The organism is Metabacillus halosaccharovorans, from assembly GCF_002019635.1.
GTDB lineage: Bacteria > Bacillota > Bacilli > Bacillales > Bacillaceae > Metabacillus > Metabacillus halosaccharovorans.
Map to the genome: position 1 here is coordinate 989,210 of NZ_KV917372.1, position 26,117 is coordinate 1,015,326.

At 34.9% G+C, this 26,117-nt stretch carries 28 protein-coding genes; 5 read left to right on the forward strand and 23 right to left on the reverse strand.

Annotated elements, in window-relative coordinates; all coding sequences use genetic code 11:
• Positions 1-70 precede the first annotated feature (70 nt).
• The 11 genes from murD to BK577_RS19205 form a co-directional block, all read right to left on the reverse strand.
• On the reverse strand, positions 71-1,426 hold the full coding sequence (gene murD / locus BK577_RS19155; protein ID WP_078434430.1) for a UDP-N-acetylmuramoyl-L-alanine--D-glutamate ligase: 1,356 nt from the start codon (positions 1,424-1,426) through the stop codon (positions 71-73).
• The gene (gene mraY, locus BK577_RS19160; protein WP_078434431.1) at positions 1,427-2,401 is read right to left on the reverse strand and encodes a phospho-N-acetylmuramoyl-pentapeptide-transferase; all 975 of its coding nucleotides are present in this window, start codon (positions 2,399-2,401) and stop codon (positions 1,427-1,429) included.
• 176 nt (positions 2,402-2,577) lie between these two features.
• Positions 2,578-4,035, reverse strand: coding sequence for a UDP-N-acetylmuramoyl-L-alanyl-D-glutamate--2,6-diaminopimelate ligase (locus tag BK577_RS19165; RefSeq protein ID WP_078434432.1), 1,458 nt, complete (start codon positions 4,033-4,035; stop codon positions 2,578-2,580).
• A 247-nt stretch (positions 4,036-4,282) separates the two neighbouring features.
• The gene (locus tag BK577_RS19170; protein ID WP_078434433.1) at positions 4,283-6,229 is read right to left on the reverse strand and encodes a stage V sporulation protein D; all 1,947 of its coding nucleotides are present in this window, start codon (positions 6,227-6,229) and stop codon (positions 4,283-4,285) included.
• 221 nt (positions 6,230-6,450) lie between these two features.
• Entirely contained in the window at positions 6,451-8,634 is a 2,184-nt protein-coding gene (locus BK577_RS19175; RefSeq protein WP_139367444.1) for a penicillin-binding protein, read from the reverse strand.
• A gap of 114 nt (positions 8,635-8,748) precedes the next feature.
• A complete protein-coding gene (ftsL, locus tag BK577_RS19180; protein WP_026560471.1) occupies positions 8,749-9,111 on the reverse strand; it encodes a cell division protein FtsL in 363 nt (120 codons plus the stop codon).
• Between the two features lie 38 nt (positions 9,112-9,149).
• Positions 9,150-10,082 carry a 16S rRNA (cytosine(1402)-N(4))-methyltransferase RsmH gene (rsmH, locus tag BK577_RS19185; RefSeq protein ID WP_078434435.1) on the reverse strand — a complete coding sequence of 311 codons (933 nt, stop codon included), beginning with the start codon at positions 10,080-10,082 and terminating at the stop codon, positions 9,150-9,152.
• Positions 10,083-10,209: 127 nt separating this feature from the next.
• Positions 10,210-10,641 (reverse strand): division/cell wall cluster transcriptional repressor MraZ, encoded by a 432-nt coding sequence (gene mraZ, locus BK577_RS19190; protein ID WP_078434436.1) that lies wholly within the window; start codon positions 10,639-10,641, stop codon positions 10,210-10,212.
• Between the two features lie 123 nt (positions 10,642-10,764).
• Positions 10,765-12,393: a bacillithiol biosynthesis cysteine-adding enzyme BshC gene (gene bshC, locus BK577_RS19195; RefSeq protein WP_078434437.1), complete on the reverse strand. Its 1,629-nt coding sequence runs from the start codon at positions 12,391-12,393 to the stop codon at positions 10,765-10,767.
• Between the two features lie 59 nt (positions 12,394-12,452).
• Positions 12,453-12,848, reverse strand: a complete 396-nt coding sequence (locus BK577_RS19200) for a DUF3397 domain-containing protein (RefSeq protein WP_078434438.1) — start codon at positions 12,846-12,848, stop codon at positions 12,453-12,455.
• A 12-nt stretch (positions 12,849-12,860) separates the two neighbouring features.
• Positions 12,861-13,739 carry a 2-dehydropantoate 2-reductase gene (locus BK577_RS19205; RefSeq protein ID WP_078434439.1) on the reverse strand — a complete coding sequence of 293 codons (879 nt, stop codon included), beginning with the start codon at positions 13,737-13,739 and terminating at the stop codon, positions 12,861-12,863.
• Positions 13,740-14,010: 271 nt separating this feature from the next.
• Here BK577_RS19205 and BK577_RS19210 point away from each other — a divergent pair, with 271 nt between their 5' ends.
• Positions 14,011-14,475: an N-acetyltransferase gene (locus BK577_RS19210; protein ID WP_078434440.1), complete on the forward strand. Its 465-nt coding sequence runs from the start codon at positions 14,011-14,013 to the stop codon at positions 14,473-14,475.
• Between the two features lie 97 nt (positions 14,476-14,572).
• On the opposite strand, the gene BK577_RS19215 is transcribed toward BK577_RS19210, so the two are convergent.
• From BK577_RS19215 to BK577_RS19225, 3 genes are all read right to left on the reverse strand, one after another.
• On the reverse strand, positions 14,573-15,199 hold the full coding sequence (locus BK577_RS19215; RefSeq protein WP_078434441.1) for an RsfA family transcriptional regulator: 627 nt from the start codon (positions 15,197-15,199) through the stop codon (positions 14,573-14,575).
• Positions 15,200-15,454: 255 nt separating this feature from the next.
• On the reverse strand, positions 15,455-15,628 hold the full coding sequence (rpmF, locus tag BK577_RS19220) for a 50S ribosomal protein L32 (protein WP_026560479.1): 174 nt from the start codon (positions 15,626-15,628) through the stop codon (positions 15,455-15,457).
• An 85-nt stretch (positions 15,629-15,713) separates the two neighbouring features.
• Positions 15,714-16,232, reverse strand: coding sequence for a YceD family protein (locus BK577_RS19225; protein WP_078434442.1), 519 nt, complete (start codon positions 16,230-16,232; stop codon positions 15,714-15,716).
• 272 nt (positions 16,233-16,504) lie between these two features.
• Here BK577_RS19225 and BK577_RS19230 point away from each other — a divergent pair, with 272 nt between their 5' ends.
• The gene (locus BK577_RS19230; RefSeq protein ID WP_078434443.1) at positions 16,505-17,728 is read left to right on the forward strand and encodes a nucleotidyltransferase; all 1,224 of its coding nucleotides are present in this window, start codon (positions 16,505-16,507) and stop codon (positions 17,726-17,728) included.
• Between the two features lie 42 nt (positions 17,729-17,770).
• Here BK577_RS19230 and BK577_RS19235 read toward each other — a convergent pair whose 3' ends face one another.
• The gene (locus BK577_RS19235) at positions 17,771-18,799 is read right to left on the reverse strand and encodes a SepM family pheromone-processing serine protease (RefSeq protein WP_078434444.1); all 1,029 of its coding nucleotides are present in this window, start codon (positions 18,797-18,799) and stop codon (positions 17,771-17,773) included.
• The gene (locus BK577_RS19240; protein WP_078434445.1) at positions 18,789-19,643 is read right to left on the reverse strand and encodes a patatin-like phospholipase family protein; all 855 of its coding nucleotides are present in this window, start codon (positions 19,641-19,643) and stop codon (positions 18,789-18,791) included. The genes BK577_RS19235 and BK577_RS19240 overlap by 11 nt, the downstream gene beginning before the upstream one ends.
• A 214-nt stretch (positions 19,644-19,857) precedes the next feature.
• Between BK577_RS19240 and ylbJ the strand changes: the two genes are divergently transcribed.
• Positions 19,858-21,054, forward strand: a complete 1,197-nt coding sequence (gene ylbJ, locus BK577_RS19245; protein ID WP_078435324.1) for a sporulation integral membrane protein YlbJ — start codon at positions 19,858-19,860, stop codon at positions 21,052-21,054.
• Between the two features lie 32 nt (positions 21,055-21,086).
• On the opposite strand, the gene coaD is transcribed toward ylbJ, so the two are convergent.
• Both coaD and rsmD read right to left on the reverse strand, forming a co-directional pair.
• Positions 21,087-21,572: a pantetheine-phosphate adenylyltransferase gene (gene coaD / locus BK577_RS19250; protein ID WP_078434446.1), complete on the reverse strand. Its 486-nt coding sequence runs from the start codon at positions 21,570-21,572 to the stop codon at positions 21,087-21,089.
• 2 nt (positions 21,573-21,574) lie between these two features.
• A complete protein-coding gene (gene rsmD / locus BK577_RS19255; RefSeq protein ID WP_078434447.1) occupies positions 21,575-22,141 on the reverse strand; it encodes a 16S rRNA (guanine(966)-N(2))-methyltransferase RsmD in 567 nt (188 codons plus the stop codon).
• A 632-nt stretch (positions 22,142-22,773) separates the two neighbouring features.
• Here rsmD and BK577_RS19260 point away from each other — a divergent pair.
• The gene (locus BK577_RS19260) at positions 22,774-23,163 is read left to right on the forward strand and encodes a DUF7147 family protein (protein WP_078434448.1); all 390 of its coding nucleotides are present in this window, start codon (positions 22,774-22,776) and stop codon (positions 23,161-23,163) included.
• Between the two features lie 71 nt (positions 23,164-23,234).
• Here the strand turns inward: BK577_RS19260 and BK577_RS19265 are convergent, their stop codons facing one another.
• From BK577_RS19265 to ylbD, 5 genes are all read right to left on the reverse strand, one after another.
• Entirely contained in the window at positions 23,235-23,507 is a 273-nt protein-coding gene (locus BK577_RS19265) for a YlbG family protein (protein ID WP_078434449.1), read from the reverse strand.
• 195 nt (positions 23,508-23,702) lie between these two features.
• Positions 23,703-24,146, reverse strand: coding sequence for a YlbF/YmcA family competence regulator (locus tag BK577_RS19270; protein ID WP_078434450.1), 444 nt, complete (start codon positions 24,144-24,146; stop codon positions 23,703-23,705).
• Positions 24,147-24,225: 79 nt separating this feature from the next.
• Positions 24,226-24,657 carry a hypothetical protein gene (locus BK577_RS19275; RefSeq protein WP_078434451.1) on the reverse strand — a complete coding sequence of 144 codons (432 nt, stop codon included), beginning with the start codon at positions 24,655-24,657 and terminating at the stop codon, positions 24,226-24,228.
• A 96-nt stretch (positions 24,658-24,753) separates the two neighbouring features.
• Positions 24,754-24,993 carry a YlbE-like family protein gene (locus BK577_RS19280; protein ID WP_078434452.1) on the reverse strand — a complete coding sequence of 80 codons (240 nt, stop codon included), beginning with the start codon at positions 24,991-24,993 and terminating at the stop codon, positions 24,754-24,756.
• Positions 24,994-25,025: 32 nt separating this feature from the next.
• The gene (gene ylbD / locus BK577_RS19285) at positions 25,026-25,424 is read right to left on the reverse strand and encodes a YlbD family protein (protein WP_078434453.1); all 399 of its coding nucleotides are present in this window, start codon (positions 25,422-25,424) and stop codon (positions 25,026-25,028) included.
• Between the two features lie 157 nt (positions 25,425-25,581).
• Between ylbD and BK577_RS19290 the strand changes: the two genes are divergently transcribed.
• Positions 25,582-26,070: a PaaI family thioesterase gene (locus tag BK577_RS19290; RefSeq protein WP_078434454.1), complete on the forward strand. Its 489-nt coding sequence runs from the start codon at positions 25,582-25,584 to the stop codon at positions 26,068-26,070.
• Positions 26,071-26,117: the final 47 nt, after the last annotated feature.

A 26,117-nucleotide genomic window follows, 5' to 3' on the forward strand; every position in this document is an offset into this window, starting at 1 on the left:
TAATATCTTACAATGTGTATAAACAACGTCCACATCACAAGTATTAAGGCTGATTCAATCGTACAAGCCCTTATTTAAGCTTATGCACGGCTTGAATAAAAATGTCTCCTCTTTCTTCAAAAGTTTTGTATTGATCCCAGCTTGCACATGCAGGTGATAACAATACAACATCATCATTTTCAGAAACATTAAACGCCGCAGATACAGCTTTTTCTACATTATCGACACGTTTAATATGTTCTATTCCACTTTCTTTTGCTATTCTCTCAAGCTTTGGTGCTGTTTCGCCAAATAAAATCATCGCTTTTACATTTTTTAAGAATGGTTTTAATTCATCAAACTCATTTCCTCGATCAAGGCCGCCTGCCAGCAAAATCGTAGGTGATGAAAAGGCTTGAAGTGCTTTACTTGTAGCAAGGATATTTGTAGCCTTTGAATCATTATAAAAGCGTCGACCTTCAACAGAATCTACATACTGAAGGCGATGTTTAACACCTTGAAATGTTGTCAGTACTTTATAAATTGCCTCATTTGAAACATCTCTTAATTTTACAGCAGTAATCGCTGCAAGAATATTTTCTAAATTATGTTCTCCTGGTAAAACGATATCTTTAATATTAATAACCCTTTCACACTTAAACCAAATACACTCATCTTTGATGTATACTCCATTTTCAAGTACACTTGATGCTGAAAAGTAGATTTTTTGCGCCCTAGAAGTTTCTGACAATGCGTAAACTTCATTGTCATTTTTATTAATTATTGATACATCGTCATTTGTTTGATTTTCATAAATTTTACCTTTTGCATATACATATTCATCTTTCGTTCCGTGATAATCTAAGTGTGCATCAAAAATATTGAGAATCATCGCAATCGCAGGTTTAAAATCAATTGTTCCCAATAGTTGAAATGATGATAGCTCCATTACAATAACATTTTCTTTCGTTGCTTTTTCTGCTACTTCGCAAGCGACAGTCCCAATATTTCCGGCAATTAATGGTTGTTTTTGATCCACTTTAAGCATTTCGTAAATAAGAGTGGTTGTTGTTGTTTTACCATTTGAACCAGTGATAGCAATAATATCTGCTTCTGATACTTTATAAGCAAGCTCCACCTCAGTTATAACCGGTAGATTTTTTTCTTTAGCACGGACAATTAAGGGATTTGAATAAGGAATACCCGGATTTTTCACAATAATGTCAACAGGGTTCTCGTCAATTAAAGATAACGGATGGCCCCCTCCAACTACTTTGATCCCCAGGCTCATTAATTCTTTAACACTAGAGTCTTCCTCTGTAGCTTTTACATCGTTTACTGTAACATTTGCTCCAAGCCGATGTAATAATTTAGCGGCCGCTAAACCGCTTTTTGCTAAACCTATTACTAATACATGTTTATGTAGATAATCTTTCACGTTTTTCAATTACAACCACACCTCAATATAAATTCCAAGTACAGCAAATAAAAGACCAACCGTCCAGAACGTTACAACAACTCTCCACTCGGACCATCCAACTAATTCATAATGATGATGAAGAGGACTCATTTTAAAGACTCTTTTTCCTGTCGTTTTAAATGAGATGACTTGAATAATAACAGATAAGGTTTCTATTACAAACACTCCGCCAATTAATACAAGTAAAATTTCTAGTTTTGTTAAAATTGCAATAGTTACAATAGCTCCACCCAAAGCCAGAGATCCAGTATCTCCCATAAATACTTTTGCCGGATGAGCGTTAAAGACTAGAAATCCTAAAACCGCTCCAACAACAGCAACTGAGAATATTGCTACATCATATTGTGACTGATTCCAAGCCAAAACAGCAAAAGCACCAAACGCAATTGCGGCTGTTCCAGATAAAAGCCCATCTAATCCATCAGTTAAGTTAACAGCATTTGAACCGCCAACTAACATAAAGATGACTAAAATCACATATCCCCAACCCAGATCAAATGAAACAGATGTTCCAGGAATTGAAATTTCTGTAGAAAAACCATATTGTGTGAACACTAAATAGAAAATAACTGCAATAATAACTTGACCAAGCAATTTTTGTCTAGACGTTAATCCAAGGTTCCGCTTCATGACAACTTTTATAAAATCATCTAAAAAGCCAAGTAAACCATATCCGAACGTTACAAACAATAAAAGGTACATTTCTACACTAAGTTGAGAAAACTTACCCGTCATGACAATCGTTGTAATGATAATTGAAATAATGATCATTACTCCTCCCATAGTAGGAGTTCCCGATTTTTTTTGATGTGATTTCGGTCCTTCTTCTCTTATACTTTGACCAAATTTCAATCTTCTTAAAAACGGTATAATGATTGGGGATAGCAATACACTTATTAGAAATCCCATAACGATCGTAATTAAAATCACCTGCTCTAACATGAGTACACCTCCCCAGGAAAACCCGATTTGTTTTCATATACAAGCGTATCTTTTACGACAATATCATATGAGGTATTTTTTTTATTATGTTTTTCTAAATGTATTTTTTTCTTCATCTTATCAACTTCTCTTTCTAATTTGTTACCTATTCTTATGAAAGGTCCTAACAACTAAATTCATTTTTTTATTACTTTAAGGGCAATTTCTCTGTCATCAAAATCAATGATATTTGTTCCTATTTGTTGATATGTTTCATGCCCTTTACCAGCTATGAGGATAACATCATCTTTTTTAGCGTTTGAGATAGCGTAAGATATAGCCTCTTCTCTATTAACAATTGATGTATAATGTTGCCCCACTACACCCTTTTCCATGTCAAGCAGTATACTTTTCGGATCTTCACTTCTAGGGTTATCTGAGGTGAAGATAGGCTCTTCACAATTTTCCACAGCAATCTTTGCCATTAAAGGTCTCTTGGTTTTATCTCGATCACCACCACAACCTATGATACAAAAGATCCTTCCTTCTGCAAATTGCTTAATAGTCTGCAGAACATTTTCCAGACTATCAGGAGTATGGGCATAATCTACGATAACAGTAAAATCTTGACCACCATCAACTAATTCAAAACGTCCCCTTACACCATCCATCGATTCAATTGCTTTTACGATTGTTTCTAAATCAATAGAAGAACATAGTGTAGCAGCGACAGCAGCTAGAACATTATAAACACTGAACTTTCCAACCATTTGAATCGTGACAAATTCAGTGCCAACTGGAGTAATAAGCTGAAATGTAGTACCTTTTGACGTCATTCTTATATCTTTAGCCATTATGTCTGCATCACTGTCAATTCCATATGTAACAATCTTAGCAATTGTCATCTTTTTAAAATCTTCTGATGCTTCTTCATCCCCATTTAATACTGCATATTTCATGCGGTCATGTTCAAATCGATTTCCTAATTGTGCAAACAATAGGCCTTTTGCATATTTATAGGCTTCCATTGTTTTATGATAATCTAAATGGTCCTGTGTTAAATTTGTAAAAACAGCTACTTTAAAGTCACAACCATGAATTCTCCCCAGATGCAGGGCATGGGAAGAAACCTCCATCACTGCATGTGTCACATCAGCATCTTTCATTTCACGGAATGTTTTTTGAAGTGTCAAACTCTCAGGTGTCGTGTTTTTCACCTCTTTTTGTTTTTCACCTATTTTCATATACATTGTACCGATTAAGCCGGTTTTTTTATTTGCTTCATTTAAGATTCTTTCTATGATATGAGTTGTAGTTGTTTTGCCGTTTGTTCCGGTTACACCTATAAGATGCATTGAATGTGTAGGCTGACCATAGAAAATATCAGCAAGCACTGCCATAGACCTTTTCGTATCCTTTACAAGAATAACAGGAATTGTAACATCCAATTCTCTCTCGGCAAGGATAGCTGCTGCACCATTTTCAACAGCTTTATGAGCATAATCATGTCCATCTACTGTGTACCCTTTTATACAGATAAACAAGCTACCCGGCTTCACTTCTCTTGAATCCATTTCAATAGAACCGATAGTTGGATTTGCTGTAGATATTGTTAAATCATCATGCAAATATGTAAGTAATTCCTTTAACTTCATCTTTATTCCTACCTTCATCACTTGTTTCAATTCGTCTTCATAGAAAGACAATAATAAATCAATCTTTCATTATGTATGTATTTTTTCTCCGTACTTATTTTATCTTACTTATGAGAAAGAAGCCATCTTTCCTTTCATTTTCTTACGAAAAAGGCAGGAAATTTATTTAACCTGCATTTTTTAACATAACAACAAAAAGAAAGCGTGCCAATGCAACTTTTTTTTGCAAAAGGCAAGCTTTCTTCATTCATTCATTTTGTTTTGATTTTGTTTCGTTTTCCTCACCTAAATATACTCTTAGTGTAGAACCTTCCTTTACTTTAACACCTTCATTCGGGGATTGTTGCACAACAACATCTCCTTCACCTGACACATCTAGATTTAAATTCACAAATTGTTCAGCAAGCTCTTTTTTTGATAACCCTATAATATTCGGTACTTCGACAAGTTTTGTGTCTAGCCAGTTATACTCTTTTTCAATTTGACCTTTTCTAGGCTTGACCCCAATTTCAGGTAATACATCTCTCATAATATTACCAACGATAGGCGCAGCAACTGTCCCACCGAATTGAACAGTATCCTTAGGATTATCAACAGCCACATACACAACAATCTGAGGATCATCTGCAGGTGCAAATCCAATAAACGAAACGATATGGTTATTTTCCATGTAACGACCATCTTTTACTTTTTGAGCTGTACCGGTCTTACCACCAACACGGTATCCATCTACAAATGCATTTCGTCCGGAACCAAGCGCCACTACACTTTCAAGAGCATAGCGAATCTCCTTTGAAGTTGCTTCTGAGATGACCTTTCTTTTTGCCTCAGGTGTATTTCTGCTAATTACTTCATTTGTAAGAGGGTCGACCCACTCTTTTGCAATATATGGAGTATAGAGCACACCTCCATTTATCGCAGCTGAAACAGCTGCAACTTGTTGAATTGGGGTAACTGATACACCTTGCCCGAAAGCGGTAGTTGCCAGTTCAACAGGCCCCACCTGTTCGGGCTTAAACATAATACCGGTTCCTTCCCCCTGAAGATCAATACCTGTTTTTTGCCCAAACCCAAAGTCTTTAATATATTTAAATAATGTTTCTTCACCAAGTCTTTGCCCTAACTCCACAAAGCCCGGGTTACAGGAATTTTGGACAACTTCCAAGAACGTTTGATGGCCATGGCCTCCCCTCTTCCAACATCGAAGCCTCGCTCCATCAACTTCTACAGATCCCGAATCATTGAACTCATCTTTCTCTAAATCTACTTTCCCCTCTTCAAGAGCTGCAGCTAATGTAATAATTTTAAAAGTAGAACCCGGCTCATACGTACTCCATACCGGCAGATTTCGATTGTAAATCATAGGATCTACTTCCTTAAAATTCGAAGGGGCAAAATCAGGTCTACTTGACATCGCCAATATTTCACCATTATTAGGATTCATAGCGATGGCTATAATTCCATCCGGATTATAGGTAGCCTGGGCATTATCCAACTCTCTCTCCACAATTGTTTGTACCCTTGAATCGATGGTTAATTTCAAATTGTCCCCATCAACAGGTGCTGTATAATCATCAGCTTCATCCGGCATCCTTTTTCCTTTGGCATCAGAATAAAATTTCACATAGCCTTTTTGCCCTTTTAACTGCTCGTCATAGTATGCTTCAAGACCTAATAAACCCTGGTTGTCTATACCGGCAAATCCTAATACATGGGACAGATAGCTTCCAAAAGGATAATACCGTACAGAATCTTCGGCAATATAGACGCCTTTAATATTTAAATCTCGTACTTCATTTGCTTTCTCATGTGATATTTTTCTTCCTTCAGGATTGATCTTCTCAATTGAAACCTTCTTCGTAATATGACTATACGCTTTTTCTTCAGACATATTTAATACTGCTGCTAATTGCTTTGCAGCATCTGCCGGATCCTCAATTTGCCTTGGTACGACATATATCGTTGGTGCACTCATATTTGTAGCGAGTTTTACACCATTACGATCCAGAATTTCTCCGCGCTCAGGCTCAAAAGGTATATTTCTACTCCATAAATCTTTTGCACCTGAGGTCAGTGTATTCCCAAGAAAAAATTGAACATATCCTAGACGTATATCAATCACTAAGAAAATGAGAAAACCGAAAAGCAACGTCAAAGCAAGACGTTTTCGAACGGTTACATTTGATACCCGCATATCCTTTTATTCCCCCTTGTCTAGGCTCGTTCAAATATATATGCTTGTACAAGGGAAGGTAGAACAGAAAACGAGTACTATAAACCACTTTCAGCTATACACCTTACTTTTCATTTTACATAACACAAAAAAAGAAGAACAGAGCATTATTGATATACTAAAATAGCGATTTAACAATCATCTATTCCGTTAACAAATTTAGCCCTGTTCTGCTTATTTACTTAATCTGTTGCTTCTTTATTTTTTTCAGTTTTTACATCGGAAGAACTTAGTGTAATCGTAAGAACGTCTCCCTTTTTCAAAACTGTACCCTTCTTAACACTTTGTTTTGTTACGTATCCGGACCCTTCAGTTTTTATTGATAAACCTAATAGATTTCCAAGCTTCATCACATCTCGTTTTGACCAGCCATTTAAATCAGGTATTTTCACATTTTCTGAGGTTTGAATGAGTATTTTTTCATTTGACATCATCGCAGTACCGACAGTTGGGTATTGAGAGATTACTTTTTTTCCACTGCCAAGTATTATTGGTTCCAAGCCTGACTCTTTTAACTGATTCACCGCATCCGTCGGACCTAAATCAACGGTGTCAGGTAGTTCAATTCCGTCTGAAGTCGTTTGTGACTGATTATTTGTGTTCACTTCTTCAGTTGGCTCAATTTGCAAATATTGCAAGCTATTTTTCATAACAGTATTAAAGATCATCGACACTGGTACTGAGCCAGCCTTCCCTTTTAAATCAGGCTGTTGGACTGCAACATAGACTACAAGCTCAGGGTCTTCCTTAGGTGCCATACCTAAAAAAGAAAAAATATAATTATCATGACCTGTCATATAGCCTTTTCCATTTGGGTTTGGAATTTGGGCAGTTCCGGTTTTTCCTGCTACTTCATATCCATCAATTCTATATGGTTTACCAGTACCACCTTCTGAACTTACAACTGTTTCTAAAATATCGAGTGTTTCTTTTGCTGTTTTTTCCGAGATCGGCTGAGAAACAACTTTTGGACTGTTTTCTTTTACAATCTCATCTGTGTCTTGGTCAACAATTTTTTCAATGACATAAGGCTTCATCATTTTCCCATTATTTCCAATGGCAGTTGCCGCTTGAACTAATTGAATTGGTGTAAAAGCAGACGCTTGTCCAAATGCAGTAGATACTTTGTCAATTTCATAATTGAAGTTCATTTTACTCTCAGCTTCGTTTGGTAAATCAATCCCGGTTTTCTTAGTAAAACCGAATTTATCTAAGTATTGATAGAACCTATCTGTGCCTAATGCATCTTTAGCTAAAATGGAGAAACCGACATTAGAGGACTTTTGGACACCCTCGTTAAATGTTATAACACCCCATCCTCCACGTTTATGATCTCGAACAACAGAAGGACCAACAGCATATGAACCTGATTGGAAAGTTGCATTTCCATTATAGACCCCTTCTTCAATCGCAGATGCCAGTGTAAATATTTTCATTGTTGATCCCGGTTCAAAAGGATAGGAAATAACATCATTATAATATGAGGTGATATCTCTTGTATTAGGATCAAAACTTGGGCGCTGGGCCATAGCTAGGATCTTTCCTGTCTTTGGGTCTGCTACGACTGCTATTATTTTTTCTGGTGAATATTCCTCCACTACTTGATTCATAGAGTCTTCTAGAAATGTTTGTATTTTTTGATCTATCGTTAAATAGACATTATTGCCATTCTTTGGAGCAACAATTTCATCATCACTATTAGGAAGTTTCCAATTATATTGATCTTTTTCGAATTTTATATAGCCATCTTCCTCATGAAGATATTTTTCCAACGTTTTTTCTAGCCCCATCATACCAACGGTTTCTCCGGTATCTTCCTGGTTTTGAGCATATCCAATTAAATGAGAAGCAAACAAACCATTTGGGTAAAAGCGTTGTGTATCCCTATTAAACGTAATTCCAGGGAGTTCTAATTCTTCAATTTTCTCCTTTAGAGTGTGACTAATATCTCGGCCAGCTGAACCAAATTCCACCTGGTACAAGTCTTTTGATAGAACTTCTTCAACTTCATTTACTTCCATATCAATCAATGGTGCGATTTTTTCAGCCGTTTCTTGAACATCAACTACATGTTGAGGGTTTTCAGGATCAGTCGTTATTTTATCATCTAATATTGCAACAAGTTTATAAGATGATTTATCTTCAGCAATTACTTCTCCTTTTCGGTCAAGAATCGAACCTCTTTTAGCTTCAATAGTCCTTTGGCTTTCATACAGCTCTTCCGCTTTTGCAGCAAGAGCTTGTCCATGAACCGAACCAGTTGATTGAATATAAAAGAAACGAATGAAAATAGTAAAAAACAGCACTCCAAATATTAACGCCAAAAAAGCAGCGCCTCTATTCATGTTCTTATTTTTTTGAGTCAATTTCATACTAAACCTCCTACGGTGTATCATACCACCTAATGTGACAATTGAATAGGATAAGAATGAAGAGGATGACTCAATATTCCGGGTCATCCTCTTCTTGTATTTTTACTATTAATTTTGTACACTTTTGACGTTATTTTGATCTAATGTAAGCCCAAGCTCTTTTGCCTTTTCCCATATGCGGTCATATGTACTTAATTCCTCTACCTGAACATGGAGGTCACTGTTTAACTTTGTTTGTTTTTCAATCTGAGCTTCAATCTCTTGAATTTCGATGTTCGATTGGTAAACAGAATAAGAATTCGTCACAATCGCAATAGCTCCGATAACAAATAAAGAAACAAATACTAAAATGAGAAATTTCTCTCCTGGTGTAATTGAGGCTCTTCTCTTAATAATAATTGGTTCTTGTTTTGGCATGTGCTGGATCTGTTCTTGTCGTTGTTGCTCTAATTTCATTGCTAAATTACTCATTTTATTGCAACCTCCTTTATTTTTTAAGTAATCTCTTCTTATAATTTTTCAGCAATACGTAACTTAGCTGATCTTGCTCGATTATTTTCTTCAAGTTCCTGTTCACTTGGCAAAATAGGCTTCCTAGTAATAACCTTCACTTTAGGCTCATATCCTTCAGGAATAAAAGGCATATTCCTTGGGAGTTCGGGTGGTGTAGCAGCTTCTTTAAATGCAGTTTTGCAAATGCGATCTTCCAGGGAATGGAATGTAATCACACTGACTCTCCCCTGTGGATTTAGCAACTCAATTGATTGAGCAATAGCTTCCTCAAACACTTTTAATTCGTCATTAACCGCAATTCTTATCGCTTGAAATATCCTTTTAGCAGGATGTCCACCTTTTCTTCTGGCTGGTGCTGGAATTGCATCTTTTATTAGTTCAACTAATTCGCCGGTAGTACGAATTGGCTGTATCTCTCTGTGAGATTCGATCTTTCTTGCAATCTGTTTTGAGAACTTTTCTTCACCATATCGAAAAAAGATTTTAACTAACTGTTCATAAGACCAAGTATTAACAACGTCATATCCTGAAATATCTGATTGCTGATCCATTCTCATATCCAATGGCGCATCATGATGATAGCTAAACCCGCGTTCAGGGGTATCCAGTTGTGGTGATGAAACACCTAAATCAAATAAGATTCCGTCTACCTTTTCTACTTCTAATTCAGCCAATTTTTCAGCCAAATATCGAAAATTACTTTTAATAAACGTTACTTGTCCTTCATACGAAGCTAGTTTTTCTTTTGCATTATTCAGTGCTACATCATCTTGGTCAAATGCATATAAATGACCTTTTTTTGATAGCTTTGAAAGAAGATAGCTGCTATGGCCTGCTCCACCTAGAGTGCAATCAACATAAATCCCGTCTTCTTTAATATTTAAGCCATCCACAGTTTCTTTTAATAACACAGTTGTATGTTTAAACATAAGTTGTACCACCTCTTCAAATCAGTTTCCTACTTTAGATGCCAAATCATTGGAAAGATATTTCTATCCTCAATTTTTTGTCTATCCTTAGCTTGTCCATTTTCATTTGTTTTCTGCAAAGTGAAGATTAGAGATCAAAATCAATCATATTTTCCGCAATTTCCTCAAAAGAATCTTCCTGTTCAGCAACATAATTTTCCCAAATGGACTTACTCCATAGCTCAATCCGATTTGAAACGCCTATGACAACACATTCTTTCTCTAGTTTTGCATATTGAAGTAATGGTGTGGCAATGTTAACACGACCTTGTTTGTCAATCTCACATTCAGTCGCACCTGAAAAGAAAAATCGAGTAAATGCACGAGCATCTTTTTTCGTTAGCGGGAGTGCTTTCAGCTTTTCTTCAATTATGTTCCATTCACTCATTGGATAAACAAATAAACATTGATCAAGACCTCTTGTAACAACGAATGTTTCCCCAAGGCCTTCCCTAAACTTTGAAGGGACGATCATTCTGCCTTTTATATCAATGGTGTGATGGTATTCTCCCATAAACATGCTCGATGTCCCCACTTTCTCTCCCTAACTCACCACTTCCCCCCACTTATCTCCACTTCTATTCTACATTTCTTTTCACAAAAAAAAAACCCTGTAATCACAGGATTTTCAAAAAACTTTTATTTAAATTTTGACAATTTTATGTTTTCCATTAAAAGAATATGACAAGTTTAGCAGTTCTCCTACAAATTCCGGGCCGAACTTGTTTAAATAGTAATAAATATTCCATATTCTTTCTTGCGGATGCAAACTTGGTAATAATTCTAATTCAATGGCTTGAAATTTTGATAGCATCACATCATGTTTTTGTCTTTTTCTTTTATCAACTGTTTTTGAAAAGAATTCGAGATGATCCTGAATAAATTCACCGTTTTTTTTCAGCACAGGTTTTAAGCTTGGATCGATTTCAAGTGCTGCTTCTACTAATGATGAATGAATCTCTGCTATATTTAATTTCGCTTTTTCAATAAGCGGGTCCATATCGATTGGTGTTTCCTTTTGAAGAAATCGCTCTATTGCGCTCTCGACTCCTTCATCCAATACTTCCTCAATCCTAATCCCTGTTTCATCGATATTTCTTTCTATTGCTCTTTCAAGAAATGTCATTTGTATTCTAGGCAATACAGGCGGCATTTTCATTTCAAACAACGAAAACACTTTTTTTAATTCTGCCCAATATGTTACTTCACCAGGCCCGGCAATAAACGCCAATGTTGGAAATAAATACTCTTGCATCAACGGTCTTGTAACGACATTATTACTAAACTTCTCTGGAGAAGTTTCAATTAAATCTATTAATTCAGCCTTCGAATACGTTAAACCAATCTCCGATATATGGTAGGCATCATTTCCTCGTCGTTCAAATAAAAATCGTTCACCATTATGATGAAAAAAGAAATTTGCACTTTGATCACCCATTTCAATAATGGGGTTATATTGATGTTCGCGCATTTCTATCTGCTGTGATTGAACCGCTTGATAAATTTCCTCATTACGATCAACGATTGCTCGAAAACAGGATTTCTCCAATAACTTTAAATCTGGATCCCCTGAATTTATAAGAACAAGTCCGGTATCACCGAAGAGCTTTAGTATGAGCTTTTCAAAAAATTCAACATATGTCTTTGAGCTTTCCACACACACTTTCATAGTACCAATTAACTGATTTGAATAATCTGTTTCTCCGAATGCTTCAAATACCTGCTCAATCCATTCAATTGTTTTATGTTTGTTTAAAGGTTGTTCAGAAACAGATTGTTTTTTCAAAGGATTCTCATTAATGGCTAATTTCTTGGCCATTTTATTTTTCTTAATAAAGATATGATTAATTTCAGCAAAATCATGATCTTCTCCAGCTACCCAAAATACCGGAATAACAGGTACACCTAATTTCTGTTCTTGTTCTTTTGCAAGTTTTATAATCGTTATAATTTTATGTATTGTATATAGAGGACCTGTTAATAATCCCGCTTGTTGACCGCCAATCACAACTAAACTGCTTGGATCTTCTAACCTATTTATATTCTCCAATGTTTTCTCATTATGGTCTAAACATCGATTTGTATATTCTCTTAAATAAGTCGACAGTTCCCTACGCTGAAAGGAGCGTTTTTTCAAATCCTCTGCCCTGCTTTGGAAAACATCAGGTGAGTAAACATGATAATCGAAAAATAGTCCGTGATTTATAGTTTGATCTTGTATGTCGTTGACTAACTGGTTCGAAGAGCGTAGGGAGAGTTCAACAATCTCCATATAAAACTTCCTTTCTCGATTAAAATCTTATGCTGGCTATTTTTGAGCGATTTTATTCCCTATAAAGGAAATATGTTTTTTATCACTCCAGATGTAAAGCCGAGTACAGTTAAAATAATGTAACCTGCAACAAAAAGTAAAAATGCAGATCTCCATGTATTTCTTGCTACCCTCTTTATAGAAGGGTTCTTAAATTTAGTCTTTTCAACATAATAGAAGAACAAGATTAAACAACCAATACCAAGAATAATAAATAGTAAAAATGATTTCTCAAAAATAGCAATGAAATGAAAATGCACTGAAACAATAAAAAAAACTGTTGAAAGATCAATTGTTAGAAGAATCGACTTTCTTTGATTATCTATAAAGATGCGTATGATAATATACAGCAAAAATAGACTGATTATTGGCAGTGTAATTAATATTGAAATAATCCAGTTTATGAAGCCACCCATATGTCCACCTCTCTACCTGACTTCGATCCCTTTAATGGCAGTGAAAAGAAATGATACATGAGGGATGCTTTTTCCGTTTGCATTTAAAATCAAATAACCTAAAATTGAATCAATTTCAGTTTTGCGTTGGTGATGAATATCTCGAAGCATAGATGATTCATTCTCAGAAGTTGAAGTACAAATTCCACACACATGGTCCCATAGTTTATCTTTATCTTCCATTCCAAGAATTAATATGACTTCTTCAAAAAGCTCATAAAATAATTTTTTATAATATTTATTGGTCAATAATTCTCCATTTTTCACTCGTAACAATGCTGTTAACGGATTTATAGTAGCATTGACAATTAATTTTTCCTTTAACATTTTTTCCCATTCAGACAAAAATACAATTGGAAAGTGATTTATCTGTTCGTTTCTCAATAGGGACAGGTCATGAATTGGCTCAACTTGATCTTGATATAACGCAAGCTTTGTTAAACCTTCTCCTGTATGGTGAACAATATATTCATTTACCTTTAAAGCTCCGTGCTCGGCTATCCCTACAAATACGCGATGATGTAATAAAGAAGCTAATTGACTTACATGTCCCATTCCATTTTGCAGAAACACAATCGTTCTAGAGCTAAGCTTTTTTAGGTGATTTATTATTGTTTCTAAATGGTATTGCTTTACAGTTATGATTAAAATGGACTCCTTATAACTTGTTTCCGATGTCGCACATACATTTGCAGTATGATAAGAATTCCCTTTAACCATCTGAATTCCTAAGTTATTAATCTGATCAGCCTGTTCTTGCCGCTTCGTATAAAGTGTAACTTTATGCTTTTTCGAAAGATAATACGCATAAAGAAGACCTAAAGAACCTGCACCAATTACACCAATTTCCATATAATTCACCTACTTATTTAATACAATAAACACCCTTCCATTATACGTAATGATCGTTTTTTTACATTAATCAGCACCATCATATCAAAAAAAACAACACTTATACTAGAATTTTGCCTATATTATTCTGATGAACAATAAACATGGATATGAAAGCGTTAAATCTTTTTCATATCACGTACTTCGCTCTGCATGATATAATAGTATTACCTATTAATTTCATCTATTTTACATGATCTTTTCTAGATTATCGCATCAAGGGGGAAAAAATATGTTAAAAGTTGAAAGATTATTAGTCAATTATAAAACATTAGAGGAGTTTAAAAAGTTTAAAGAATATGGAATTCAAGAACTATCAATGCTAGAGGATCTTCAATCAAACATAATTGAAGATGACAGCAACTCTCCATTTTATGGAGTTTACTTCGGAGATAAACTTGTGGCCAGGATGAGTCTTTATCAAGTTGACAAAAAATTCGACCAATACTTCCAACCCCAGCAAGATTACTTAGAATTATGGAAACTGGAGGTACTTCCTAATTACCAAGATAAAGGCTACGGAAGATCACTTGTTGAATATGCTAAATCTTTTCAACTACCCATTAAAACGAACCCCAGAGTAAAATCAAGTGAATTTTGGTCAAAGATGGGTTTTGAGCCTGTTAAGTATGATATGGATCGGGATAAAGGAGAAAACCCATTAGTATGGTATCCAGTTGGAACTACTCAGCAATAAATTATTTCGACTTTTAGTCCGTATTCTAACTTGGTTTTAATAGTACAGAAATACAGCACGGAAGAAGTATAGTCCCCGTGCTGTTGTGTTTTCTCTTTTATTTTTCTACCCTCTCAAGGTTACCGTTTTTGTCCATTTGAAATTTAACCTTTCTGCTCCTTTCATCTTCTTGCAGAATCACCATTTTTCTAGCTCTATCCATTATTTCAATTAAAGCTCGATAATCCTCTTCAACTATTTGAATATGATTAACAAGTGATTGTTTTTCCTGCTGAAGCTCAGCTATTCTTCTTTCCAAACTTTGGATTTTATTTTTCAATTGACTATTCTCCTCTTGGACAACCTGAAGAGATGGAGCCTCTTCATATTGTTGAAGAAAGGAAATAAGCTCTTTTATTGTATTTTTCGATTGAGAATCAGTCGGGATTGCAGGAGCTTCTCCGGCTACTTCATCATGAGATTCAGTAAGATCTTCTGTATCTTGTGAAATATGTGTTCTTAGTTCTTTTCTTTGTTTTTTCGCAACTTCAATTCCTGTTTTATATTGTTTTCGAACATATGAATTCCATCTAAACCCACAAGCTGCAGGTGTTCTGGATAGTTTGCGTCCAACTTCCTCAAAAGCTGCAAGTTGGGTAGCCCCTTCTCGAATATGTCTCAACACAACTTCAGCTAACAATAAATCTTCATCATGTGTCCACGCATCTTGACGAGTAGTTGTCATGATATCTCCCTCCATAAATTACTTTTTTCTATACATATGCAGCTAATAGATTAAGTAGACTAAATTACACTCTATTATGTATGAAAAAAGAGGGGGACAAATCTACCCTTTTATATTTAAAGCATTAAAATCAAAATGGTAGAATATTACTGATGGTTATTTAATCTCAACATATATTCCATAACTCGTTGAACTTAATACATAAAAAAGCGTAAGAATCTAAGATTCTTACGCTTTTAAGCTGTTACAAATGTATTATTTGCTAACAACGTCTTTTCCTTTGTATGTCCCACATGCTTTACATACACGGTGAGCAAGTTTGCTTTCACCGCAGTTTGGGCATTCTACCATACCAGGTACTTGTAGTTTAAAATGTGTACGACGTAGTCGTTTTCTCGTTTTAGAAGTTCTTCTAAAAGGTACAGCCATTATTCCCACCTCCTTAAAGAGCATTACGCATAAAGAAACCGATTAGAACCGGTTCAATCGCTGTTGTTAAGCTATAAAAAAATAATTAGCTTTCTTCATTTTCGAAGAAATTTGCCAGTCCAGCCAACCTGGGATCAATCTTTTTGTTTTGATCTTCTTCAGAAATAACTTCCCAATCTTTACCGGCTTGAGGAGCAGCACCTTCTTCATTTGTTACATCATCACAGAACACTTGCATTGGAATTTCAACCACTATGATTTCTTTAATAATGGGGATTAGATCAATCACGTCACCCTCTGGAAGATAAAAATCCTCTTCCGTTTCATAGTCTGATGGTTTTAATAAGAAAGTTTCCGTTGTATCAATTGAAAATGGATACGGAACATCCACTAAAGTTCGAGAACAAGGTAAAACCATTGAACCTGAAATTGATAAGTGGAATGTAGCTTTGGTCGAACTAATATCAGCTCTTCCTTTAACATTTACTAATGAGATGTCTCGAATATCCGAATGAGTTCTAACCAAATCACTTAGATCAATTTCTTCATCAATCTTTAGCCCCTTGCTTTGCAATTGATGTAGTTGACTAATTGTCCATTTCAATACATATCACCTCAAGGCAACAAAGGTAATTATAGCCTTCGCAATTATATTTGTCAATATTTTTTCTTTACAGTGTAAGTATACATGATAATCTATTTATTTCAAAATATAATTAGTACATTCATTGATGGTTTGGTATATTTAATTCATTTCTCTTTATTATTTTTCATTTTTCAGAAAAACTTTCGAACAAGATGAGATATAATGATAAGAAATTGGTTATTGTGATAGTAAATAACTATTTTGAAATTATAGTAAAATGTGGTGAGAATATGAATGTTTTAGGAATTGTAGTTGAGTACAACCCATTTCATAACGGACATTTATTTCATTTAAATGAATCTAAAAAAATGACGAATGCTGATATTGTTATAGCGGTTATGAGTGGATATTTTTTACAACGCGGCGAACCAGCAATTGTCTCAAAATGGACGAGAACTGAGATGGCTCTTGCCAGCGGTGTTGACTTAGTGGTTGAATTACCTTATGCATTTGCCACCCAAAAGGCTGAAACATTTGCTAATGGTGCTGTTTCAATTCTTGATGCCCTGTACTGTGATTTCCTCTGTTTTGGGAGTGAGACAGGAGAAATCGAGCCTTTTTTAGCTACAAAAGAGATGTTATCAAAAGCAGAAAAGAATTACGAAGAACTTATTAAACACTATATAAAAACTGGTATTAGCTATCCGAAAGCGCTAACACTAGCTTTTCAGAATCTTCAGTCTAGAGAACATGATTCATGTTTTATAGATCTTTCATTACCTAATAATATTTTAGGTTATCATTATGTTAAAGCTATACATGACCAGGAATCATCCATGAAACCAACAACAATAAAGCGTACGTCTGCCGGATATCATGATCTTCATTTCCATTCACCAACAATAGCTAGTGCAACTAGTATACGAAAAGCAATTTTTTCAGATAATCGAGAAATTGGCGCATATGTTCCTAATCAAACATTTAACCTTTTAAACGATTATGAAAGACAACATCAAATTCTTCATCAATGGGAATGTTACTTCCACCTTTTAAAATATCGTATAATGACAATGAGCTTAGATGAAATTAACGCAATCTATGAAGTTGAGGAAGGTCTTGAATATAGGTTGAAACAACAAATTCAAAAAGCTACAAGCTTTCAGGAATTTATGGAAAGAATGAAAACAAAGAGGTATACCTGGACAAGACTACAAAGATTATGTACACATATATTAACTAACACGACTAAAAATCAAATAAAAAGTCAAACCCTTCAAAGATCTCCTTATATTCGGTTATTGGGAATGTCATCTAATGGCAGGGAATATTTAAGCACGCATAAAAAAAAGATGAAGTTACCAGTTATCTCAAAACTTTCAACGTTTAAACATCCAATATTAGATCTTGATGTAAAAGCTGCAAATACATATTTTATGATTATGCCTGAGCCTTTACGTTCCGAACTTCTTCAAAAAGAGTTTGCCACACCGCCTATTCGGATTGAAAAAATTTAAGAGAAAGGAATCCCTTTCTCTTAACGATCATCTTGTATTTGATTATGCATTTTTTTGCTCCAAATTATTTAGGTATTCAATCGCTTCATCAAACGTATCCACAGGGATTATTTCCATGTCAGTCCCAATCTTTTTCCCTGTTTCAACAGCCTCGTTGTAATTTGATGCTTGATCCCCGTTTTCATTTGGTGCAAAGAAAATGTCAATTCCTTCTTTATCAGCAGCAACAATTTTCTGTGATATACCACCAATTGGACCAACTATCCCTTCAGCATTTATCGTACCGGTACCAGCAATTTGATAACCTTTCGTTAAGTCACCTTCGGTTAACTGATTGTAAATTTCAAGTGACATCATGAGTCCTGCTGATGGACCGCCTATTTCCTCTGTCTGAAGCTCAATTTCAGGCTCTACATCCATTTGTCGATCTGTCACCAGTGATATTCCCAACCCTATTTTTTCTGGTTGATTCGGGAATGCTGACAAGGTTACTCTAACTTCGTCCCGTTTTCCTTCACGCTCAAAAGTTATAATTACTTCTTCTCCCTCTTTCTTTTTCGCTACATATTCAATAAATTCTTCAGCAGTTTGAAACTCTAATGAATCTACTTTATAAATCCGGTCTCCCACCTCTAATTTTGATGCAGCAGGCATATTTTTTATCACCCCATCTACATAAATACCATGGAATGAATATTCTACTTTTTTATTTGCTTTTTCATACGCAACAGATATAGCTGCTTCTTGAGACACTTCCATCATATGTAATTGTCTGTTCATATAATCTTTATCAGACTCATCTTCCCTCTTTATGTCTTCTAAAGGGTGAATATAGTAAAATTCGTTTACCTTTGCCCACACGTATGTTAAAGGATTCGCACGACCAAAACGAACTGTTGTTAAGGAAAAGCTGCCTTTTTCATCATCAAAACCATTTTCAACCTTTATTATTGGTTCAAGTTCAGACGCCATACCAGGTTGGGTAATGTAAAAAGGAAGCTTTATGAAAGACATAATTAGCAAAACAATTGCTAATACCAAGCCTGAACGCAAAATTGTTCTACTCTTCATCAGAGTGATTCTCCTTCCACTTCTCAATCAAATCTTTTATTTTAGGAATATGCTGTTTAGCTTCCAATTCTCCTATCTCAATGATTTCCTTAATGTTAGTAAATGCCCGTGAGCTGTACTGTTCAACATGTGGTCTAATCATTACATCAGAAGCAATTTCTCTATGATGTACTAGTTCATCCTGCATAATATCCAGACTTTGGAGAATTACATCAAATATTGAGGTGATATCTTCATTTTTTTTCACATGTGATACATCGACTGCTATCACAATATCAGCACCCATAGATTTCACAACCGACACAGGCACCCGGTCAACTACTCCACCATCCACCAATAGTTTACCATCAATTTTTTCAGGAACAAAGATCCCTGGAATAGCAATACTAGCACGAACTGCTTCTGCAACAGGTCCACTATTAAATATAACCTTTTTTCCATCATATAAATCTGTTGCCACAACGGCAACAGGTATATCTAATTCCTCAAATTTTTTTTGGTGAGTAAATAATCGAATAAGTTCTTTTACTCTGTTTCCAGAAATAAAGCCCATCTTTGGAACAGTGTAATCTAGATAGTATCTTCGCTTAAATGCTAGAGCAAATTGATATAGTCTTTCCAAGCTAATTCCAGCAGCATAGAAACTTCCGACTAATGCCCCCATACTACTTCCCGCAATAAGGTTAATGGGTATTCCTTCATCTTTTAAAACCTTCAATACACCTAAGTGTGCGAAGCCTCTTGCTCCACCTGATCCAAGCGCTAGTCCTATTTTAGGATCTCGTTCCAAGGAGAATCCCTCCTTACTTTGTCTATGCTTATTAAGAAATGATTGTACATTCATACTTTAACGTTTTGTTAGGACTATATTATTCAAGCATTATCAAACTAATGTATAAACTGGTGTAACATTCTTGTGGTCTAAAATATACACCTATTTACGTATATTGAATTAATGAGAACTGTACAAGTACTTGAACTTTTATTTCTAAGGAACTTGTTGCTTAAAAGATACTAGGGGGCGTCATATTTTGAGTTTTTCATCAAAACTAAAGACAATGTTCATCGCCATTTTTATTAGTGGTTTAACGATTGCGATTATTCTCAATCCTAAGGAATCACTCGATGCTTCTCTAAGAGGCTTAACCATATGGTGGGAAGTTGTCTTTCCATCATTACTTCCCTTTTTTATTGTATCAGAACTTCTTATCGGATTTGGGGTTGTAAGATTTATCGGAGTTTTATTAGAACCATTAATGAGACCTGTATTCCGGGTTCCAGGGGTTGGTGGATTTGTCTGGGCAATGGGAATGGCCTCCGGTAATCCGGCCGGTGCCAAGCTTACAGCAAGAATGAGACAAGAAAAACAACTTACAAAAATTCAAGCCGAGCGATTAGTTTCTTTTACAAGCTCCTCGAATCCTTTATTTATCTTTGGGGCTGTGGCAGTAGGGTTCTTTGATAAACCTTCCCTTGGGATTTTATTAGCAGCTGCACACTATCTAGGAAATCTTTGTGTAGGGCTTACGATGAGGTTTTACGGAAAATCTGATGATACATTCAAAAATGGTAAGAAGAGGCTTTTTCCCTCTCCTTCTCAAGCATTTAAAGAGCTTCATTCAACAAGGGTCAACGAAACCCGACCTCTAGGGAAAATGCTTGGAGATGCTGTTATCTCGTCCATACAAACCTTATTAATGATTGGTGGGTTTATTATCCTTTTTTCAGTATTTAATAAAATCTTAGCCATCATTCATGTTACACAGCTGATCGGTGTTGTTTTTTCTGGCGCCTTATCACTTTTTCATATCGCTTCAGATCTTAGTGTTCCTTTAATTACTGGAATTTTTGAAATTACACTAGGTAATCAACTTGTTAGTGAGACAAACGCTAGTTTGCTTGAAAAAGTTATGATTGCAAGTTTTATCTTAGCCTTTGGAGGATTATCTATTCAAGCCCAAGTTGCAAGCATTTTAGCTGATACTGATATTCGGTTTAAACCCTTTTTTATTGCAAGAATTTTGCAAGGTATTTATTCTTCAATTATCGCATTTCTTCTCTTTAAGCCAATATATCTCAATCTGGAATCATTTAACACTAGCGAATTACCCGTTATGTTAATGAAACATGGACCAGGATTGGCTAAAGTTTATTGGGAAATGATTGTACAAAGTGGTCCGCTCATTACAATTATTTCGTTACTTTTCTATATTTTTCTATATAGTAAAAGAAATGTCTTTACGAAAACGAGTTAATTGCACGGCAAAAGGTGAGGGGGCCTCACCTTTTATATGTTTGAAAATTTTCTTTTCAATGCCATCTCCACAACTTCAGGGACTAATTCTGAAATATCCCCTTTGTATTTAGCTACTTCCTTTACAATACTTGAGCTTAAAAATGAGTATTGATTATTTGTCATCATAAAAAAAGTTTCAATATTGTCATCTAGTACACGGTTCATAGACGTAATTTGCATTTCGTATTCAAAGTCTGATACTGCTCGCAAACCACGTAAAATAGCTTGAGCATTTTTTTCACGAACATAGTCTATTAATAAACCCTTGTAAGATTCGACAATAACATTTGGGATTTCTTTTGTTACCTCCCGAATAAGTTCACACCGCTCTTCAACAGTAAAAAGAGGTTGCTTTGAAGAATTATTTAGCACACAAACATATACTTGATCAAAAACCTTTGCTCCCCTTTTTATAATGTCAAGATGTCCGAGGGTAATTGGGTCAAAACTCCCAGGACATACAGTAATACTACTCATGACTATTCCTCCCCCTTTTTATATTGATAAATTGAAATGGAACTCATTCCATATGTTTCATGCTTTACTTGTATAAAATGACCAATTTCATGATCCAGATGAACATCTGAACCATGTTCAGTAATAATGAAGCCATTTTCAGTCACGACATTATTATCACTCAACTTTTCAATAAGCGCTTTCAACTTTTGTTGCTTATAGGGTGGGTCTAAAAAAATTAATTGAAATTGAAGACTTCTTTTAATGATAGCCTTAAGTGCTCTTTCCGCATCATTTCGATAAACTTCGAAACTGTCTGCTTCTATCTGACATAGTTCTAAATTTTTATGTATTGTTTGAATTGCCTTTGTCTCACGATCAACAAAAACACATTTCTCAATTCCTCTACTCAGTGCTTCAATGCCTAAGCCACCACTTCCAGCAAAAAGATCTAAGGCAATTCCTCCATCAAAATAGGGGCCAACCATATTAAATATAGCTTCTTTCACTTTATCGGTTGTTGGCCTTGTTGTCACACCTGGTACAGCTTTCAACTGGCGACCTTTAAAATTTCCTGATACAACTCTCATCTGTTTCACCACTACTTCTAATTTTTACTTTTTAAGATATGTAATATGCATCAAAAAACTTGACTTTTCCCGCTTCCTATCGCGAAGATATTTGTTTCCTTATACTCTCGTTCATATTTTTACCGATCGTATAATGTGGATTGAAATCAATTAACCAAAAAGAATCCACTTTCAAGTTTCACTTTATCCTACCACAGCCATTCTATAGGATACAAACATTTCCTTTCTAGACGTACTTAGTCATTAAAGCCTTTAAATACCTTAGTATGTTAAAAGAATTTTTTTGAAATTACTATGTATACAGATAGATGAATTGGTGATAATGAGTAGTAACAACATCGATTCGTTGATGTTGTTGCCAACCGCGGAGAAGACTTACGTTTCCCCATAAGTTCTTCCTCCGGTTTCTCCTCTCCCTTTGCCTTCAGCCTTTAGGAAAAGGTATTGAAGGACCCTGCAGGATGTATCTGTAGGGTTTTTTTTGTCCTGTTCAACGATTCAACTATCTTAACAAATTTAATATAAGAATAGACACCAAAATTAGTACACTACCCTCTTAACTTTTTACTAGGTTCATGCTATAGTGATATTCGGTAAAATGTACGGATAAACAAATCTTTAGGGGGATAAATATGATTCAACGATTCATTGAACTTGGTGAAGGATATTCAGATATTTATGAGTTAATAGAAACTTCCAAGGCTAATCAACATAGAGTGACTCAGTTAATAGCATTACATACGAAACGTAACACAAAAGAAGTTACTTCACTTGTTGTTATAATGAAGCCAACAGATCCTGGAAATTTTCAAGCTATTTATATTTGTCGTGAAGGAATTTCTAATCCAAATTTTATTACAAACAAACGTTATGAGTTATTTAAAGAACTTGCAGAATTATTACATAAACAAATTATTGAAATTGAAGTAAAACCTTCATCAATGTTTAACGAAATAGACTTATATTACCAGTATTTAATTGGTATTCTCCGTTTAAATCACTTATTACCACCATTACAGTAAACACTATCTTAAAATAGCTGTAAATAAAAAGAATGTTTGAAGGTGACTTTACCCTCAAACATTCTTTTTGTTTATAGCCCTATCTTATAATCGTATTCTTTCGCTTTATCAACCTTTGATTCAAATTCAAGCTTTAGAAATGGTTTATATGAAGGTTCAACATGTTTAACAAACGAGTAGGATGACAGTCTTTGAATCGTTTGCTCCACAACATCCATATTGCAATAAAGCACAACATATTTTAATCGCTTTGAAACATAGTGTACATTGCCAAACTTCCTAAGCATTTTTAGTTGCTTTAATGTATGAAGCCAAACTACAATACCTTGACGCTTTTCAAACATACTCATTCTCCCTTAATATCTAAACAGAATGTATAATTAAATCTAATCATTAAAAGTCTAGCAAAAATTTCGACTTCAAACAATATTTTGACAAAAATTAATAAGAAAAACACGACTTACCGCCAAAGTGGAGGAAACCGATGTTTTTTCTTATACATTAAACCTTAAGTAAATAATACGAGTGCTAGACTCGTTTTATGAAACTTTACAACCGCAGCTTCCTCCGGTACCACAGCCTCCACCACAGCTTGATTCGAAAAATGGATTCCCGGTAGGAACTTTTATATGAACAGAAACAGCTTGACCTATTTGAACACTGATTTCATCTAGTAGGGACTGAACTTCGTTTTCCGCTTTTTTAAAATTTGCGACATGATCATTTAAATCCACGGTTCTTTTAACATCCCGCAACTCTTTTGTAATTTTTCGATAATCTGGATGATATTTACCGAAGCGTTGAACATCTTCATATAGATCCTTAATTTTCGTGAATTCACTGATTAGTTGCTGTGCTTCTGTATCATTTTTTAATATTTGATAACAACGGCGATACTCTTTTACAATCTCTGATTGAAGTACCCAGTTCGCAAGTTGTTCTGCTTGATCTATTATCTTTGTGCTTTCAAGTGTAGCAAACATAGAGTTTTAGCACCTCCGTTATTCATTTTAACACGAATAACAGAAAATGAAAAATAATAGCGTCATTTCATTATCGGTCTTATCTAATGTTAACGTTCCATGATTTTTTCAATTGATAATCAGCCGAATCATTATGAACAACCTCTATCATAAGATGATGTTTTCCCTTCTCTAACCCCTTTATAATAAAGGCAGCTGTGAAGATTTCATCGACTTTTTTACCGTCAACATACACTTGCATATGGCCTTCTCCATTAACATTAGTCCCGCCTTTTTCCTTAAAAGTAAAGGATGGGATATAACATTCCACATAAATATCTTGACCTCGTACATGGTGATTAACAACTATGTCTTTAGACTGTTTTAGACTAGAAACTTCAATTGCAGATTCTGTTGCTTCCACAATCTCAAGTGGCACAACGCTCATACTTCCTTTCGGTCTGGGCTTATCCTCAACACACCCTGATAAAACACATAAAAAACATGCAAACATTAAAACAAAACGATTCATATTCATAAGCCTCCTTTATTTTTATTGTTTACAGAGACTTAGAAAAACATGAATCGTTTCAAAGAACTTATTGGATAACAATACGCAAGCAAGTTTTTAATCTTGCTGTCTCATAGATTGGAACATCGCGATCATCATAGATGCCATCTGGACAGAGTTAGAAAATTGTTGAACTTTGTGTGGAATTGTTTTTTGATAATAATTCATCATATTTAGCTCCATTGAATCAAGATCACTGGGATTTCTGGAAAGTTTTCGATACCAATACGGTTGTTCTCTTATAAATCTTACACGTTCTTCATTTGCCCGAATGTATTCTTGAACATCCTTCCTCATAGCTTCCCCCTACCTTATCAATAGTTACTTTTTTAATCCTTTCTAAATGAAAAAGGATGTTGACTTGAGGTAGAAGAGTTCTGGCCGGATCCTTTAGAACCAAATTGATCAAACAATCCTTGTAATGTTGAAATCGTACTACTCACATTGGTTAGATGATGATTAACTGTATTCATATCCATTTTCTTTACAGCAGTGAATAATTGATTCATAAAATCTGCTTTACTTGTTTCATCTTTTTCTTTTGTTTCAGTAGATTGTTCGTCTTTATATTGTTGCCATATCATATCGTTTTCTCCAAGTAGATACCAATCTTCAAATACTTCTTGCCAGTCTTTATTCCCCTTTCGAACTTCTTGAATAAGTTTTGGATGCTTTTTCACAAAATCTTTAAACTGTTGAACGGATGGATGGTTTTTTTTCGATGTCATTTCCTCACCTCATTGATACATTTGCCTATAGTATCTTATTTTCTAATCAGCAAAACTGTTCGCCCAATATTTTTTAATATTAATAAAATAATGAAGAATTGAAAATCAAATGAAATATTTGGTAAAATAGCACTAACCAAAAGGAGAGGGTAAAAAGATGAAAAAAGAGAAACTGTTGCAATTAACTAAAGAAGTAATTGATCAAGCAAGTGAAGAAGATCAATATGTAATCGAACTTTTATTAAATGGGTTAAAAAAGAAACAATATCATGAACAAGGATCCTACATAGGTGCTCTCCTTCACGCCACATCTGAATATAGAGATGAGAAATTTTATATAAAAATACCCAATACACCTATTATACAAAATTCATTAAATATTGTTCATGGAGGGATTACAGCTACTCTGCTTGACTCCGCAATGGGCGGACTCGTTCATCACATTCTTCCACCTGATAAGGCTGCAGTTACGACCGAAATTAAAATAAACTATGTTGCTCCAGGTGTTGGAAAAGAACTATCTTGTATCTCACGTGTGATTCACAAAGGAAATAAAACAGTTGTCACAGAAGGTCAGGTATTTCGAGATGATGGAACTTTAATTGCTCATAGTACCGCTAGCTTCTTTATAATAAACAGGCAATAGTCGTGTGATTTTAAAAAAATAAGGTGTCAAACCATTCCCTTTAATGG